The following is a 15,241-nucleotide window of genomic DNA, read 5'->3' on the forward strand; positions in this document are numbered from 1 at the left end:
GTTGGGTCCATAAAGTCCTTGTCGGAAGCGATCACGCTCTCCTCCCCAACAAGGACCATCCCAATGACCATCAAGGGAACTGCACTTATCACGGGCGCTTCCACCGGCATCGGTGCGATCTACGCTGACCGTCTCGCCGCCCGCGGCTACGACCTGATCCTGGTGGCGCGCAATAAGGACAAGCTCCAGACCCTGGGCGCCCAGATTTCGGACAAGACCGGCCGCGCGGTTGAGGTGCTGGCGGCCGACCTGGGGAACGCGGCTGATCTCGCGTCGGTCGAGAAAGTGCTGCGCGAGGATGCGAGCATCACGGCGCTGGTCAACAATGCCGGTATCGGCACCCACACCAAGCTGCTGGAAAGCGATGTTGATCGCATGGAAGCCATGGTGCGGCTGAATGTGACGGCGCTGATGCGTCTGACCTATGCCGCGGTCCCCGGTTTTGTCGCCCGTGGTGGCGGGACGGTGATCAACATTGCCTCCATCGTGGCGGTAGCGCCTGAGTTGCTCAACGGCGTCTATGGCGGGACCAAGGCTTTTGTTCAGGCATTCACTGCCTCATTGAACCATGAACTGGCTGAGCGTGGCATCCGGGCGCAGGCCGTGCTGCCCGGCGCTACCCGGACCGATTTCTGGGCCTTGGGTGGTCTGCCGGTCGAGCATCTGCCCAGCGAGATCGTGATGCAGGCCGAGGACATGGTGGATGCCGCCCTCGCCGGACTGGATCAGGGTGAGACCAGCACGATCCCGGCGCTGCGGGATGTTGAGCTGTGGAATGCCTTTGAGGCCGCACGCCACGCGCTGGGTCCCCAGCTTTCCGCCACGACCCCGGCCGCACGCTTCAACGTCGCCGTCTGATGCCTCCCGGCTTTCTCTTCATCAGGACTGTTCCCCATGAAACTCACCGGTAACACCATCTTCATCACCGGCGGCACCAGCGGTATCGGCCGTGGTCTTGCAGAAGCATTCCACCGCCTGGGCAACAAGGTGATCATTTCCGGGCGGCGCACCGCCCTGCTGGCGGAGGTGACAGCCGCCAATCCCGGCATGTCGGCCATCATGCTGGACGTCAACAGTCTGGACAGCATCCAGTCGGCGGCACGCGAACTGATTGAGAAACATCCCGATCTCAATGTCGTGTTCAACAATGCCGGCTTCATGCCATTCGACGATGTGTCCGGCCCTGTCGATGATGCGGTGGCGCAGACATTGATCACCACAAACCTGCTGGGCCCCATCCGCGTAACCGCAGCCCTGATCGAGCATCTGAAAACAAAGCCAGCGGCCACGGTCTTGTACACCAGCAGTGTTCTTGCCTTCGTGCCGATTGCCAGCAACGCGATCTATTCGGCGACCAAGGCGGCGTTGCACTCCTTTGCCCTGTCGCAGCGCTTCCAACTGCGTAACACCACTGTCCGGGTGCAGGAAATCGCTCCGCCCTGGGTGGATACCGACCTGATCTACAAGAGCGGGGATCCGCGCGCCATGCCGCTGCCCGCCTTCATTGAACAGACCCTCGCGGCGCTGGCAACCGATGATCCCGAAGTGATCGTCGATGCCATAAAACCGATGCGCGACAATCCGGGCGCCAATGAACACGCCCTTTTCGACGCCTTCAACCAAAGCCTCGTTGAGAACCCGATCCCCGTGGGTGCCTGAGGCGACAATCAATGCCGCACCATCCTGGATCGGCATCCGTAAATCCCCTTCAAGGAAAGGTATAAGCCATGTCTCGTCTTTCGATCCCCGCGCCGCAATCCGCCCCCGACGCATCCCAGGCCACGCTTGGTGCGATCAACGCGAAGCTCGGCCGTGTTCCCAATTTCTTCCGCGTTCTGTCCAACAGCCCGACAGTTATCAATGCCCATGCAGCCCTGAACCAGGGACTTGGCAAGGCGCTTGATACGAAGACCCGGGAGCGTATCGCGCTGACGGTCGCGGCGGTAAATGGCTGTGAATATTGCAACGCCGCCCACACCTTCACCGGTTTCAACTTCGCCAAGCTGAGCCGTGAGGAAATTGACCGGGCACGGCAAGGAACATCGGAAGAGCCCAAGGCTGCCGCTGCTGCCGCTTTTGCCCGCCGTGTCGCGGAGACGCGGGGCAAGGTCTCCCAAACCGATATCGATGCAGTGAGGGCGGCTGGCTTCGGCGAGGGTCAGATTGTCGAGATCGTCGCCGTCGTGGCGGAGAATTTCTTCACCAACCTGATCAACAACGTTGCCGGGACCGACGTGGATTTCCCAGAAATCTAAAGGCCAGAAATCTAAAGGATCGTCCCTTATCCGACGACGCAGTAATGCCTGTGCCGCGCGCCATATCATTCATGGCGCGCGGCATTTGTCCTGCCTGCGATGGATCAATCGATGGATCAGTTGTCCGGCGTGTCCGGCTTGCGTTCCGGCACAGGGGAGGATTGAACCGGGCTGGGGCTGCCTGGTGGTTTGCCATGGGTGATGCGCGGCGGTGGCGGCGTGGTACCGGGCGGGGCGCTGCCCCCCAGGCTGTCGCGCAAGGCCCGGTCATCCGGCGTAACCGGCACCCGACCCGGCCCTTGCAGCGACTGGTCGATGCGATCAGCGTCGCGGCGATATTCCTGCGCTTCCCGGCGTGCCATCGGGTCCGGCGGGCGGACGCCAAGGGTTGGGTCGCGGCTGAGATTGCGCAAACTGTCGGCCTGCATCCGGTCTCGTTCCGCCGCCAGGGGGGAGCGGTTGCCGCTGGGGTTGGTGCCGGGCGCCGGCTGCAACAGCGGGTTATCCGCCGCCGCCGGAAAGGCGGGCAGGGTCAGCAGGGCGGCCAGCAACAGGATGCGTGTCTTTTTCATATCAGGGATATGGGCATGGCGGGAAAGGGTGAACAGGGGCGGGCCATTATCCTGTCCTGAAGGTCAGGTGCTGGAACCATCGGATGCGGTGTGGGGTTTGGCCGGAGTCAGATAACGGAACCCTGTGCTGCCCCGTGACCAAAATGGGAACCGATCTACTATCCTGCCCGTTCAACAGGCAGGGACCAATCCACGAGAAAGGGTATCAACCATGGATGTGATCCGCATCATCTTCGCCATTCTGCTGCCGCCGCTGGGCGTGTTCTTGCAGGTGGGCTTCGGCCTGCATTTCTGGCTGAATATCCTGCTGACCATCCTGGGCTATATCCCCGGCATCATCCACGCCATCTGGGTCATCGTGAAGAAATGAACCAGGGCGCTTCCGGCCCGGCCCAGCGATTAGCGGCGCTCGCCCGGCTGGAAGCGCTGTCCCGCCAGTTGGACAGCCGCTGGCAAATCCCTGGCACCGGCATCCGCTTTGGCTGGGACGGGCTTGCCAGCCTTATCCCCGTGGCGGGCGATACGGCCACGGCCATGATCTCCCTTTATCTGCTGGCCGAGGCGCGGCGCCTGGGGGCGTCGCGCTGGCTGCTGACCCGCATGGCCGGCAATGTCGGCGTGGACTGGCTGTTTGGCAGCGTGCCGCTGATCGGCACTGTCTTTGACGTTTATTTCAAATCCAACAAGCGCAACATGGCTTTGCTGCGCCGCTATCTGGAACGGCAGGGTGCCTTGCCGGGCGAACCTGCGGCGGAATTGTGAAATTTTTGAACCTGACCCTAAAGATGCTTGGCAGGGCCGTTCCTTTTCCCTAAATAGGGGGTAGACGCACCCGCACGTGCCCCTGGCCCTTGCGGCATTCGCCTTCTCCGGCAATGCCCCTGGTGTTTACGCAACGACGTCAGGCGTCCTTTTTGGCAGAACCGGTCGAAAGTGGGCCGGTCCCCGAGAGGGAAGTCGATATGAACGCCGTTATGCCCAAAGGGGCCATGTTAGGCTAAGGCCTATTCTGGTTCCTCTCGTCTGTTGACGCTTTGAGGTTCACTGCAATCTCCCCTGGGGGCCGCAGGATCGACCCGGCAATCACGACGCGACGCCAGACCTTTTCCCCAAGACCATCATCGGTTCCGTGGCCTTTACCGCCTGGGGCCTCGCTTTTTTATTCTTGCCATGTGTGGCCGGGTTTTATCCCGCATCCCGTGGCAGGGGGGATTTTGTCATGGCGCATATCCGCTTCCGTTCCGCTGTCGCACCCTTGCGGCGCAACCTGTCCCACCGCCCCGTCCAGCTTCCCACCGTGGACCGCATGGTGGCGGATTTGCAGCCGGCGGAGCCGATGCACTGCATCCGCCCGCAGGTCCTGTCCGCCACGGCCCGCCGCTTCATCGACCTGTTTGACCGGGCGGTGGGGGGTGATGTGCTGTATGCCGTGAAGTGCAATCCGGACCCGGCCTTCCTGCGCGCGCTCTATCGCGGCGGCGTGCGCCATTTCGACTGCGCTTCGCCGGCGGAAATCCGCATCGTGCGGCAGATGTTCGCCGATGCGCATGTCCATTACATGCACCCGGTCAAGAACCGCGCGGCCATCGCCAAGGCGTGGAATGATTTCGCCGTGCGCGACTTCTCCCTGGATAGCCAGGAGGAGTTGGACAAGATCCTGGCGGTTACCGGTGCCAACGACGATCTGGGCCTGTTCATCCGCTTGGCGATGCCGAAAGGGGCGGCGGCCTATGACCTGTCCGGCAAGTTCGGCGCTACGCTGGAAGAAGCGGTGGCCCTGCTGCGCCGCGCCCGCCCGCTGGCCCGCCGTCTGGGTGTCTGCTTCCATGTCGGCAGCCAGATGATGGACCCGGCGGCTTACGAGGCGGGGATCGCCATTGCCGGTCGCGTGATCGCGGCGGCAGGGGTGGCCATTGATGTGGTGGATGTCGGCGGCGGCTTCCCCGTCGCCTATCCGGACATGACCCCGCCGGACCTGCAGCTTTACATGGATGCCATCGCCCGTGGCATTGCGGCGCTGAACCTGCCGCGGGAGACCCGCATCTGGTGCGAGCCGGGGCGTGCCCTGGTGGCGGCCGGCGGTTCCGTCGTGGTGCAGGTGGAGCGGCGGCGCGGTGGGGATGAGCTTTTCATCAATGACGGCATCTATGGCAGCCTGTCGGACGCCGGTGTGCCGGCCTTCCGCTTCCCCTGCCGCCTGATCCGCCGGTCGGATGCGCCGCTGATGCCGTTCAGCTTCTGGGGTCCGACCTGTGACAGCGCCGACCGGATGAAGGGGCCTTTCCTGCTGCCAACCGACATCCGCGAGGGCGACTGGATCGAGATTGGCCAGTTGGGTGCCTATGGCGCCACGCTGCGGACCGAGTTCAACGGCTTCGACCAGGCCCGTCTGGTGGAAGTGGTGGATCAGCCTTTGCTGGCCACACCCGGCCACCGTATCTTGCCACAGTTGCTAGAAATGGCGGCTTAGGTCACTCTATAAGCACCATCTTCACCAGTGCACGGCTCCAGCCATCCGGCCGGGGCCGTGCACTCCTGTTGTCTGCGTTCACCCTGAACCGTCAACCCCACAAGCCATGAGGCACCCATAGGCGGGTAATAGCCCCGGAGCAAAAACGAAAATGACCCAATATCAGAAGCATTGTGCCCTTCCCGGGCGTCTTGTGATGGTAGGTTTCGGCAGCATTGGCCAAGGCGTGCTGCCGCTGATTCTGAGGCATATCGACATCAAACCTCAGAACATCACCATCGTCACGGCGGACGAGCGTGGACACGGTGAGGCTGACTATTTCGGCATCAAGTTCGTCAAGGAACCGCTGACCCGCGAGAATTACCGCGCCATCCTGGCGCCGTTATTGAGCAAGGGTGATTTCCTGCTCAACCTGTCGGTCGATGTTTCTTCCCTTGCGCTGGTGGAATTGTGCGCAGAGCAGGGCGCGCTGTATCTGGATACCTGCATCGAGCCCTGGCCCGGCGGCTACACCGACCCCAATCTGTCGCCGTCCATGCGCTCCAACTATGCCTTGCGTGAGCAGGCGCTGGCGGTGCAGGCGAAGCTGGGGCCGAACGCCCCCACCGCCGTGCTGACCCATGGTGCCAATCCGGGGCTGGTGTCGCATTTTGTGAAGCAGGCGCTGCTGAACATCGCGGAAGATACCGGCCGCGATGCGACCGCGCCGGCTGACCGTGCCGGCTGGGCGGCGCTGGCCAAGGATCTGGGCGTCAAGGTGATCCATATCGCCGAACGCGACACCCAGATTTCCAGCGTGCCCAAGCGCCGGGGCGAATTCGTCAATACCTGGTCGATCGACGGTTTCATTTCCGAAGGCTGCCAGCCCGCGGAAATGGGCTGGGGCACGCATGAGGCGACGTTCCCGCCCGATGGTATCCGGCATGATTTCGGCTGCCAGGCCGGCATCATCCTGAACCGGCCGGGCGTGACCCAGCGGGTGCGTACCTGGACGCCGATGGAAGGCCCCTTCCATGGCTTCCTGATCACCCATAGCGAGGCTTTGTCCATCCCCGATTACCTGACGGTGCGGGATGAGGCGGGCAACGCCATCTACCGCCCGACCTGCCATTACGCCTATCACCCCTGCGACGATGCCGTGAAATCGATCCACGAATTCGCCGGCAAGAATTATGTGCAGCAGGAAACCCAGCGCCTGTTGATGAAGGAAATCATCGAAGGCGTGGACGAGTTGGGCGTGCTGCTGGCCGGGCACGAGAAGGGGGCCTATTGGTACGGGTCCCAGCTTTCCTGTGCCGAAGCGCGTGAGCTGGTGGAATTTAACAGCGCCACCAGCCTGCAGGTGACCGTGGCGGCCCTGTCCGGCATGATCTGGGCCATTGAGAACCCGAACCGGGGCATCGTGGAAGCCGACGACATGGATTTCCAGCGCTGCCTGGATATCTGCATGCCCTATCTGGGCCCGGTGGTTGGTGCCTATACCGACTGGACCCCGCTGGAAGGCCGCAACAAGCTGTTCCCGGAGGATGTGGATATGTCCGATCCGTGGCAGTTCAAGAATGTAAGGGTGCTGTAAGGGGAGAGCGGGGGCCGATAAGGCCCCCGTTTTCATGATGGGGGGAGGTATACGCCTTGTCGCGTCCCGCCCCCTTCCCCTGACCCGTCCAATATTTGACGGGACCGGCCATTGGCCGTACACTGATCCGGCAAGACCGGAGTTCAGATATGCCGACCGCAACCACCACCACCCGTACCCGTGCCGAACGGCTGGAAGCCCGTGTCACGGCGGATCAGAAACGGTTGATCGAGCAGGCGGCTGCCCTGCAGGGGCGAAGCGTGACTGATTTCGTGCTGGCCAGCGTGCAGGATGCGGCCAAGCGGGCAATTGAAGAGCATCAGCGGTTGGAATTATCCTTGCGAGACAGTCAGGCGCTTGTCGAAGCACTGCTGAACCCTCCCGCGCCTAATGACCGGCTGCGGGAGACGGTTCGGCTTTATCGGCAGGCGACGGGCGCTTGACCGTGATGGCAGGCGGAGTGCCGCTTCGGGTGGAGCCATTGGCGAGCCATCACTCCCGGGACCGCTTCATCAGCGGGGTGCCCGCGCTGGATCGCTATTTCCGTACCCAGGCAGGTCAGGATGTCCGTAAGCATCTGGCTGCCCTATTTGTGCTGTTGGGTGAAGCGGATCAGGTGCTGGGCTATTACACCCTATCCGCCAGTTCCATCCTGTTGACCGAACTACCGGAAAACATCACCAAACGGCTGCCCCATTATCCGCTGATCCCGGCGATCCTGCTGGGGCGGCTGGCTGTGGATCAAAGCCAACAGGGCAGGGGATTGGGGCGCTTTCTGCTGGCCGATGCGCTGCATCGTGCCAGCCGCGCCGACATTGCCGCCTATGCTGTGATTGTTGACGCAAAGGATGACGTCGCGGCGACCTTTTATGTGAAAGAAGGGTTCACGCATTTTCCGGGCAGGCCGCTGAAACTTTTCCTGCCCATGGCAACCATCCGCGCCCTTTTCGCGTAATCCCGCCTCTGTGGGGGAACGGCGGGCGGCGCCGATAAGGCCCCGGCCCGCGTCATCCTTATCAAGCCGCCTTCGTGCCGCCCACGGTCAGCCCATCGATGCGCAGGGTTGGTTGGCCAACGCCGACGGGCACGCCCTGGCCCTGCTTGCCGCAGACGCCGATGCCGGGGTCCATGGCACTGTCATTGCCGATCATGGTGACCTTGGTCAGCGAATCAGGTCCGTTGCCGATCAGCGTGGCGCCCTTCACGGCAGGGCCCAGCTTGCCATCCTCGATCAGATAGGCCTCGCTGGCGGAGAAGACAAACTTGCCCGACACGATATCCACCTGACCGCCCGCGAAATTGGCGGCGAACAGGCCGCGCTTGACCGAGGCGATGATCTCCTCCGGGCTTTTGTCGCCCCCGCGCATCACCGTGTTGGTCATGCGCGGCATGGGCTGGTGGGCATAGCTTTGCCGGCGGCCATTGCCCGTGGGGGCCACGCCCATCAGCCGGGCATTCATCCGGTCCTGCATATAGCCTTTAAGGATGCCATCCTCGATCAGCATTGTGCATTGGCTGGGCGTGCCCTCATCATCCACGGTGATGGAGCCGCGCCGACCCTCGATGCTGCCATCATCCACCACGGTCACGCCGGGGGCGGCCACCCGCTGGCCCAGCAGGCCGGAGAAGGCAGACGTCTTCTTGCGGTTGAAGTCACCTTCCAGCCCATGGCCGATGGCTTCATGCAGCAGGATGCCGCACCAGCCCGGCCCCAGCACCACCGGCATCTCACCCGCCGGGGCATCGATGCTGGACAGGTTGATCAGGGCACCGCGCAGCGCCTCATTCACCTGGGACTGCCAGACCGACGGGTCCAGGAACTCCTGATAGGTGCGCCGACCGCCGGCACCGTAGCTGCCCGTCTCCATCCGGTCGCCTTCACCGACGACGACAGAGACATTCAGGCGCACCAGCGGGCGGATATCGGCCACGCGGCTGCCGTCGGCGCGCACGATCTGCACCGCCTGCCATTCCCCGGACAGGGAGGCGGAGACCTGACGCACACGGCTGTCGCGGCCCCGGGCATAGCTGTCAATATCGGCCAGCAGCTTCACCTTGGCCTCGAACGGGACCAGCGACAGGGGGTTGTCGCTGGCATAAAGCAGGCGGTTGGTGCCGATTGGCGCTTCCGACATGGTGCCCGACTGGCCGCGATGGACGGCGCGCACCGTGTCACCGGCCCGGCGAATCGCATCCTCGGTCAGCACAGAGGCATGGGCATAGCCGCTGGCCTCGCCGGATATGCTGCGCAGGCCGAATCCCTGGCTGGTGTCGAAGCTGGCACTGCGCAGACGGCCATCATCCCAGACCAGCCCCTCGCTCTGGGCATATTCCAGGAAAAGCTCGCCATCATCGGCCCCGTGCAGCGCATCGCGGACCAAGGCCTCCGTCCGGCTCCGGTCCAGGCCGGCCTTGTTGAAGAAGATATCGTCGGTCTGGGACAGCAGGGACATTGCGGACGGCTTCCATCAGGGGGAATCGGAACAGTGATCAAGGGCTAGAATGGCGATCCAGGCTCCGGGCGGCAAGGGCCGGGGTGGGGGAGGGGGGGCGCGGAACGCAAAAGAATAGATGGACCCGCGCAATCATGCGCCGGAAAGGGGGATTCGATGCCTTATCTATTGGCACTGCGACGGATTGCCCACGGGGGAGGCGTCCCGCGCATGGCCGATAAACTTGCCGAGATTGTGACCTGCGAGTATGGTCTGCGACGATATGTGCGCCCCGATTTTGGGCGCATATGTTGTTCGTGAGCCCTGCGCGCGTGTAGTGTCCCAACGAAACGGTTTTGTCCGTTCCGGGTCTGCCATACGCAGCGACAGTCCCGCCCCCTGTCATCCGGCAGGCCGGTGCGGGGATGGGCGGGCGGTCCGGCTGGCTCAACGGGGGTGGTAAAATCCCCGGCAACGACGAGAGTGGTAAGGGATGTCTGTACGCAAGATCGGCGCCGCGCTGTCGGGCCTCTTTATGGGAATGATGTTCCAGGGCATGGCTCTGGCACAGGAAGCCGGCCAGCATATCGGCGCTCCGGTTTCGGGGCAGCTTGGGCTTCAGGAAGCGGCCTCGCCGGTGATGGAGCGGCTGCACAGCTTCCATTCACTGCTGCTGTGGACGATCGCGGCGATTACGCTGTTCGTCACCGGGCTGCTGATTTACGTGATGCTGCGCTTCAACCGCCGGGCCAACCCGGTGCCGTCCACCACCACGCACCACACGCTGCTGGAAGTGCTGTGGACCGGTATTCCGGTGCTGATCCTGCTGGTCATCGCCGTGCCGTCCTTCCGCGTGCTCTATTATATGGACAAGGCGCCGAACCCGGAGCTGACTGTCAAGATCACCGGTCACCAGTGGTACTGGTCGTTTGAATATCCTGATCATGAAGGGATGGAATTCGAAGCCCGCATGATCGAGGACAAGGATCTGAAGCCCGGCCAGCCGCGTCTGCTGGAAGTGGATCAGCGCGTCATCGTTCCGGTGGATACCGATGTGCGCGTGCTGGTCACCGCCGCCGACGTGATCCACTCCTTCGCCGTCCCCTCGCTGGGCGTGAAGAAGGATGCGATGCCGGGCCGCCTGAATGAAACCTGGTTCCGCGCCACCCGTGAGGGCGTGTTCTATGGTCAGTGCTCGGAAATCTGCGGCACCGGTCATGGTTATATGCCGATCGCGGTTGAGGCCGTCTCCAAGGAACGTTTCCAGGCATGGCTGGGTCAGCAGAAGCAGGCCCTGAATAACAATGGGTCCGTCCCCACGCAGCTCGCCCAGACGGGCGCCCAGTAACGGGTCGGAAGAGAGGGTATTACCATGGGTGCTTCCACCGGGGCGCATGCCCACGATCACCATGATCATAAGCCAGGCTTTGTGGCGCGTTGGTTCTTCTCGACCAACCACAAGGATATTGGCACGCTTTACATGTTCTTCGCGGTGCTGGCGGGTCTCATCGGCGGCCTGTTCTCCGTGATCATGCGCCTGGAGCTTCAGGATCCGGGCATCCAGTATATGACGGCCTTCTCCGCCGACGCCGGCCAGCAGTGGAACGTGTTCATCACGGCCCACGGTCTGATCATGGTGTTCTTCGTCGTGATGCCCGCCCTGATCGGCGGTTTCGGCAACTGGTTCGTGCCGCTGATGGTGGGGGCGCCGGATATGGCGTTCCCGCGTCTGAACAATATCAGCTTCTGGCTGATCGTTCCGGCCTTCCTGCTGCTGCTGTCCTCCGCCTTCGTCGGCCCCGGCGCCGGCACGGGCTGGACCATTTATCCGCCGCTGTCGGGTGCTGAATATGGTCATAACGGCCCGTCGGTCGATATGGCGATCTTCGCCCTGCATCTGGCCGGTGCATCGTCCATCCTGGGTGCGGTGAATTTCATCACCACCATCTTCAACATGCGCGCACCGGGCATGACGCTGCACAAGATGCCGCTGTTCGCCTGGGCCATGCTGGTGACCGCGTTCCTGCTGCTGCTGTCGGTGCCGGTTCTGGGCGGCGCCATCACCATGCTGCTGACCGACCGTAATTTCGGCACGGACTTCTTCAATCCGGCCGGCGGTGGTGACCCGATCCTGTTCCAGCATCTGTTCTGGTTCTTCGGTCACCCCGAAGTGTACATCATGATTTTGCCGGCCTTCGGCATCATCTCCCACATCATCTCCACCTTCTCCCGCAAGCCGGTGTTCGGTTACCTGGGCATGGCCTATGCCATGGTCGCCATCGGCGTTGTCGGCTTCATCGTGTGGGCGCACCACATGTTCACCGTCGGCCTGTCGGTCGATACCCGCGCCTACTTCACCGCCGCCACGATGATCATCGCGGTGCCGACCGGTGTTAAGATCTTCTCCTGGATCGCCACCATGTGGGGCGGTTCCATCAAGTTCGAAGTGCCGATGGTCTGGGCGATCGGTTTCGTCTTCCTGTTCACCGTCGGCGGCGTGACCGGTGTGGTGCTGGCCAATGCCGGCATGGACATCGCCATGCACGACACCTACTACGTGGTTGCCCACTTCCACTATGTGCTGTCGCTGGGCGCCGTCTTCGCCATCTTCGCCGGTTATTACTACTGGATCGGCAAGATGTCGGGCCGTCAGCATCCCGCCTGGGCTGGTCACCTGCACTTCTGGACGACCTTCATCGGCGTGAACCTGCTGTTCTTCCCGCAGCACTTCCTGGGCCTGGCCGGCATGCCGCGCCGCATGCCCGACTACACCGACGCCTATCACTTCTGGAACATGGTCTCGTCCTACGGCGCCTACATCGCCTTCTGCTCGACGATCTTCTTCTGCGTGATGGCAATCTACACCCTGTTCTTCGGCCGCCGCGTCGAAGGCGACTATTGGCAGACCGGTGGCACGACGCTGGAATGGACCCTGTCCTCCCCGCCGCCGTTCCACCAGTTCGAAACCCTGCCGCGCATCAAGTAAGTAAGCCGGCAGCGGACATAAGGTTCGGCCCGGAACCGCGCGGGGGGCAACTTCCGCGCGGTTTTGCAAAAGGGTCGGCTTCGGGGGCCAAGGGCTTCAGATCTTTCCCCCGATTTCGACCCGGCTAGCCCCGTCCCATTTTCAGTAGCGTGAAGTGAAGAGACCCCCATGACCGACGGCGTGATTGATAACCAAGCCCTGAACAGCCCGGCGATTGCCGGCGGTTCGGTGCGCGATTATGTGGCCCTGCTGAAGCCGCGGGTCATGTCGCTGGTCGTGTTTACCGGTTTTGCCGGTCTGGTTGTGGCGCCTGGCCATATCCACCCGCTGCTGGCAGCGGTGGCGGTGCTCTGTATCGCGATTGCCTCTGGCGCGGCTGGCGCCATTAATATGTGGTATGATCGCGATATTGATGCCCTGATGGATCGCACCATCAACCGCCCGATCCCGCAGGGTCGCGTCCCCGCGGAAGAGGCTCTGGCCTTTGGTATCATCTTGACCATTGCGTCGGTTGCCCTGATGGGGCTGGCCTTGAACTGGGTGGCCGCCGGCCTTCTGGCGCTGGCGTCGGCCTTCTATATCTTCATCTATACGATGTGGCTGAAGCGCAGCACGCCGCAGAATATCGTCATCGGTGGCGCCGCCGGGGCTTTCCCCCCGATGATCGGCTGGGCCGCCGTGACCGGTGATGTGTCGCTCGCTTCCATCGTCCTGTTTGCCCTGATCTTCTTCTGGACCCCGCCGCATTTCTGGGCGCTGGCCATCTTCCGCAAGCTGGATTACCAGCATGCCGGTGTGCCCATGCTGCCCGTTGTCGCCGGCGAGGCGGAAACGAAGAAGCAGATGCTGATCTACACGCTGATCCTGCTGCCGCTGGCCACGACCCCCTATTTCCTGGGTGTGGGTGGGCTGGCTTATCTGGCGGGGTCCATCGTGCTGGGCCTGTTGTTTGTGGCCAGCGCTATCCAGGTGCTGCGCAGCCAGGATCACAAGCCCGCCAAGCGCATGTTCGCTTTTTCCATTCTGTACCTGTTCCTGCTGTTCGCCATCCTGATCGGTGAGCATCTGGTGGCGGGGGGAGTTGCGTGATGGCTAGCCCGTTGAAGACCAAGCCGGCCCGTCGCCATGGTGCCGATACCGAAATTCATCGTGCCAAGCGGGGAAAGAATTTCGCTGTTCTCGCGGCGCTGCTGGGTTTCGTCATCCTGATTTATATCGTCGCCATGATCCGGATGAGTGGAGGCACTTTCCCATGACCGGTCCACGTCGCAGCAATACCCGCATGGCCGCCGGCCTCGGCCTGCTTGTGGTCGGGATGGTAGGCCTGTCTTTCGCCTCGGTCCCGCTTTATGACCTGTTCTGCCGTGTCACCGGTTTTGGCGGCACGACCCAGGTTGCGACCGGCGCGTCGGAACGGGTGCTGGACCGCGAGATCGAGATCCGCTTCAACGCCGATGTGAACAATTCCATCGCCTGGGATTTCAAACCCGGCATCACCGCCATGAAGGTGAAGGTGGGGGAGCCGGCGACCATGGTCTATCACGCGCGCAACCGCGAGGATCGGCCTGTCATCGGCACGGCGACCTACAATGTCACGCCGGACAAGGCGGGGATTTATTTCCAGAAAATCCAGTGTTTCTGCTTTGACGAGCAGAAGCTGGAGGCAGGGCAGTCGGTCGAAATGCCCGTCTATTTCTTCGTTGATCCGGCCATTGCCGATGATCCGGAGTTGGACGATGTGAAGACGATCACCCTGTCCTACACGTTCTTCCGTGCTGCCGATCAATCGGCGGCATTATCCCCGGCACAAGGGGCGGCCCCGGCCGCACTGGACGCCAGGGGCGTGAAGGTTTACCAAGAAGGGGCGCCGTCCCCGTCCTCCGGGACGGAGATGGATGCCGCTGCTGCGGCCCGGCAACACTGACCGGAACCGTCAAAGATCAAGAAGTACGACCGATCTTGAGTCGAGGGATAAGAGAGATGGCTGACGTTCAGGCCCAAACCGCTGGCGGCATTCCCGAGGAAGGCATTCCGCAACCCTATCACCTGGTCAATCCCAGCCCGTGGCCGATGCTGAGTTCATTCGCCGCCGGCCTGCTGGCGGTGGGCGCGGTGATGCAGTTCCATGGCAGCGGCTGGTATCTGCTGGCCGCCGGTCTGGCGTCCGTGCTGGCCTGCATGTTCGGCTGGTGGCGCGATATCATCAAGGAATCGGTGGTGGAGAAGGCCCACACACCGGTGGTGAAGATCGGCCTGCGCTATGGCATGTCGCTGTTCATCGCGTCGGAAGTGATGTTCTTCGCGGCGTTCTTCTGGGCGTTCTTCGACGCCAGCATCTATTATGATCAGGCGATCCAGTATCTGCGCGTCGAATCGACCGGTGGCGTCTGGCCGCCGAAGGGCATCGTTCCCTTCAACCCGTTCGACCTGCCCTTCATGATGACCGTGATTCTGCTGCTGTCCGGCACCACCGTGACCTGGGCGCATCACGCCATCGTTGAGAACAAGATGCAGGAAGCCGCCCGCGCCCTGGGCATCACGGTGCTGCTGGGTATCGTGTTCTCCTGCTTCCAGGTTTACGAATATAGCCATGCCGCCTTCGGCTTCGGCGAGAATGTCTATTCGTCGGCCTTCTTCATGGCCACCGGCTTCCACGGCTTCCACGTCTTCGTCGGTACCGTGTTCCTGGCCGTCTGCTACTTCCGCACCAAGAAGGGCCATTTCACCCCGAAGAGCCATTTCGGCTTTGAAGCGGCGGCTTGGTACTGGCACTTCGTCGACGTAGTGTGGCTGTTCCTCTACATCTCCATCTACTGGTGGGGTGCCAATGGTCAGTGGGTTGCCCATTGATCGCTGAGTCCTTGCGTTGACCACGCCGGCTCTTCCCTCCCTCCTGCGCGCGGGTTTGCGGTGTCGCTGCCCGCGCTGCGGTGAGGGCGCCCTCTACACG

17 protein-coding genes are annotated in these 15,241 nt (G+C 62.5%); 15 read left to right on the forward strand and 2 right to left on the reverse strand.

All coding sequences use genetic code 11. From position 1 onward, the window contains the following. Positions 1–63: 63 nt before the first annotated feature. The 3 genes from G473_RS0114495 (at position 64) to G473_RS0114505 (ending at position 2,255) form a co-directional block, all read left to right on the forward strand. On the forward strand, positions 64–858 hold the full coding sequence (locus tag G473_RS0114495; protein WP_029013690.1) for an SDR family NAD(P)-dependent oxidoreductase: 795 nt from the start codon (positions 64–66) through the stop codon (positions 856–858). 36 nt (positions 859–894) lie between these two features. Further along, entirely contained in the window at positions 895–1,659 is a 765-nt protein-coding gene (locus G473_RS0114500; protein ID WP_029013691.1) for an SDR family oxidoreductase, read from the forward strand. Between the two features lie 68 nt (positions 1,660–1,727). Next, on the forward strand, positions 1,728–2,255 hold the full coding sequence (locus tag G473_RS0114505; RefSeq protein WP_029013692.1) for a carboxymuconolactone decarboxylase family protein: 528 nt from the start codon (positions 1,728–1,730) through the stop codon (positions 2,253–2,255). Positions 2,256–2,371: 116 nt separating this feature from the next. On the opposite strand, the gene G473_RS0114510 is transcribed toward G473_RS0114505, so the two are convergent. Beyond that, the gene (locus tag G473_RS0114510; RefSeq protein ID WP_029013693.1) at positions 2,372–2,827 is read right to left on the reverse strand and encodes a hypothetical protein; all 456 of its coding nucleotides are present in this window, start codon (positions 2,825–2,827) and stop codon (positions 2,372–2,374) included. Between the two features lie 211 nt (positions 2,828–3,038). Between G473_RS0114510 and G473_RS29960 the strand changes: the two genes are divergently transcribed. The 6 genes from G473_RS29960 (at position 3,039) to G473_RS0114540 (ending at position 7,828) form a co-directional block, all read left to right on the forward strand. Then, positions 3,039–3,197 carry a YqaE/Pmp3 family membrane protein gene (locus G473_RS29960; protein WP_035707406.1) on the forward strand — a complete coding sequence of 53 codons (159 nt, stop codon included), beginning with the start codon at positions 3,039–3,041 and terminating at the stop codon, positions 3,195–3,197. Continuing rightward, a complete protein-coding gene (locus tag G473_RS0114520) occupies positions 3,194–3,589 on the forward strand; it encodes a DUF4112 domain-containing protein (RefSeq protein ID WP_051330309.1) in 396 nt (131 codons plus the stop codon). Before G473_RS29960 ends, G473_RS0114520 begins: the two co-directional genes overlap by 4 nt. Positions 3,590–4,046: 457 nt before the next feature. Next, positions 4,047–5,297 carry a type III PLP-dependent enzyme gene (locus tag G473_RS0114525; RefSeq protein WP_029013695.1) on the forward strand — a complete coding sequence of 417 codons (1,251 nt, stop codon included), beginning with the start codon at positions 4,047–4,049 and terminating at the stop codon, positions 5,295–5,297. A gap of 151 nt (positions 5,298–5,448) precedes the next feature. Beyond that, positions 5,449–6,873 carry a homospermidine synthase gene (locus tag G473_RS0114530; protein WP_029013696.1) on the forward strand — a complete coding sequence of 475 codons (1,425 nt, stop codon included), beginning with the start codon at positions 5,449–5,451 and terminating at the stop codon, positions 6,871–6,873. 149 nt (positions 6,874–7,022) lie between these two features. After that, on the forward strand, positions 7,023–7,316 hold the full coding sequence (locus tag G473_RS0114535) for a type II toxin-antitoxin system TacA family antitoxin (protein WP_029013697.1): 294 nt from the start codon (positions 7,023–7,025) through the stop codon (positions 7,314–7,316). 5 nt (positions 7,317–7,321) lie between these two features. Continuing rightward, the gene (locus tag G473_RS0114540) at positions 7,322–7,828 is read left to right on the forward strand and encodes a GNAT family N-acetyltransferase (RefSeq protein WP_029013698.1); all 507 of its coding nucleotides are present in this window, start codon (positions 7,322–7,324) and stop codon (positions 7,826–7,828) included. Between the two features lie 61 nt (positions 7,829–7,889). Here G473_RS0114540 and tldD read toward each other — a convergent pair whose 3' ends face one another. Further along, positions 7,890–9,326 (reverse strand): metalloprotease TldD, encoded by a 1,437-nt coding sequence (gene tldD, locus G473_RS0114545; protein WP_029013699.1) that lies wholly within the window; start codon positions 9,324–9,326, stop codon positions 7,890–7,892. 472 nt (positions 9,327–9,798) lie between these two features. On the opposite strand from tldD, the gene coxB reads away from it, so the two are divergent. The 6 genes from coxB (at position 9,799) to G473_RS0114575 (ending at position 15,141) form a co-directional block, all read left to right on the forward strand. Beyond that, a complete protein-coding gene (gene coxB / locus G473_RS0114550) occupies positions 9,799–10,653 on the forward strand; it encodes a cytochrome c oxidase subunit II (RefSeq protein WP_029013700.1) in 855 nt (284 codons plus the stop codon). A gap of 24 nt (positions 10,654–10,677) precedes the next feature. After that, entirely contained in the window at positions 10,678–12,291 is a 1,614-nt protein-coding gene (ctaD, locus tag G473_RS0114555) for a cytochrome c oxidase subunit I (protein WP_029013701.1), read from the forward strand. A gap of 168 nt (positions 12,292–12,459) precedes the next feature. Further along, a complete protein-coding gene (gene cyoE, locus G473_RS0114560; protein WP_029013702.1) occupies positions 12,460–13,380 on the forward strand; it encodes a heme o synthase in 921 nt (306 codons plus the stop codon). Next, a complete protein-coding gene (locus G473_RS30775; RefSeq protein WP_169728478.1) occupies positions 13,380–13,547 on the forward strand; it encodes a hypothetical protein in 168 nt (55 codons plus the stop codon). Before cyoE ends, G473_RS30775 begins: the two co-directional genes overlap by 1 nt. Further along, positions 13,544–14,215, forward strand: a complete 672-nt coding sequence (locus G473_RS27065; protein ID WP_084438167.1) for a cytochrome c oxidase assembly protein — start codon at positions 13,544–13,546, stop codon at positions 14,213–14,215. Before G473_RS30775 ends, G473_RS27065 begins: the two co-directional genes overlap by 4 nt. A gap of 56 nt (positions 14,216–14,271) precedes the next feature. Further along, the gene (locus tag G473_RS0114575) at positions 14,272–15,141 is read left to right on the forward strand and encodes a cytochrome c oxidase subunit 3 (protein ID WP_051330310.1); all 870 of its coding nucleotides are present in this window, start codon (positions 14,272–14,274) and stop codon (positions 15,139–15,141) included. The last annotated feature ends 100 nt before the right edge of the window (positions 15,142–15,241 follow it).

This window comes from Niveispirillum irakense DSM 11586 (genome assembly GCF_000429645.1).
Classification (GTDB): domain Bacteria; phylum Pseudomonadota; class Alphaproteobacteria; order Azospirillales; family Azospirillaceae; genus Niveispirillum; species Niveispirillum irakense.

Coding starts and splice junctions, on each gene's coding strand:
- G473_RS0114525 (WP_029013695.1), top strand. CDS start 4,047: ATGGCGCATATCCGCTTCCGTTCCGCTGTCGCACCCTTGCGGCGCAAC.
- G473_RS27065 (WP_084438167.1), top strand. CDS start 13,544: ATGACCGGTCCACGTCGCAGCAATACCCGCATGGCCGCCGGCCTCGGC.
- G473_RS0114495 (WP_029013690.1), top strand. CDS start 64: ATGACCATCAAGGGAACTGCACTTATCACGGGCGCTTCCACCGGCATC.
- G473_RS0114520 (WP_051330309.1), top strand. CDS start 3,194: ATGAACCAGGGCGCTTCCGGCCCGGCCCAGCGATTAGCGGCGCTCGCC.
- G473_RS29960 (WP_035707406.1), top strand. CDS start 3,039: ATGGATGTGATCCGCATCATCTTCGCCATTCTGCTGCCGCCGCTGGGC.
- cyoE (WP_029013702.1), top strand. CDS start 12,460: ATGACCGACGGCGTGATTGATAACCAAGCCCTGAACAGCCCGGCGATT.
- tldD (WP_029013699.1), bottom strand. CDS start 9,326: ATGTCCCTGCTGTCCCAGACCGACGATATCTTCTTCAACAAGGCCGGC.
- coxB (WP_029013700.1), top strand. CDS start 9,799: ATGTCTGTACGCAAGATCGGCGCCGCGCTGTCGGGCCTCTTTATGGGA.
- G473_RS0114510 (WP_029013693.1), bottom strand. CDS start 2,827: ATGAAAAAGACACGCATCCTGTTGCTGGCCGCCCTGCTGACCCTGCCC.
- G473_RS0114505 (WP_029013692.1), top strand. CDS start 1,728: ATGTCTCGTCTTTCGATCCCCGCGCCGCAATCCGCCCCCGACGCATCC.
- ctaD (WP_029013701.1), top strand. CDS start 10,678: ATGGGTGCTTCCACCGGGGCGCATGCCCACGATCACCATGATCATAAG.
- G473_RS0114530 (WP_029013696.1), top strand. CDS start 5,449: ATGACCCAATATCAGAAGCATTGTGCCCTTCCCGGGCGTCTTGTGATG.
- G473_RS0114540 (WP_029013698.1), top strand. CDS start 7,322: ATGGCAGGCGGAGTGCCGCTTCGGGTGGAGCCATTGGCGAGCCATCAC.
- G473_RS30775 (WP_169728478.1), top strand. CDS start 13,380: ATGGCTAGCCCGTTGAAGACCAAGCCGGCCCGTCGCCATGGTGCCGAT.
- G473_RS0114535 (WP_029013697.1), top strand. CDS start 7,023: ATGCCGACCGCAACCACCACCACCCGTACCCGTGCCGAACGGCTGGAA.
- G473_RS0114575 (WP_051330310.1), top strand. CDS start 14,272: ATGGCTGACGTTCAGGCCCAAACCGCTGGCGGCATTCCCGAGGAAGGC.
- G473_RS0114500 (WP_029013691.1), top strand. CDS start 895: ATGAAACTCACCGGTAACACCATCTTCATCACCGGCGGCACCAGCGGT.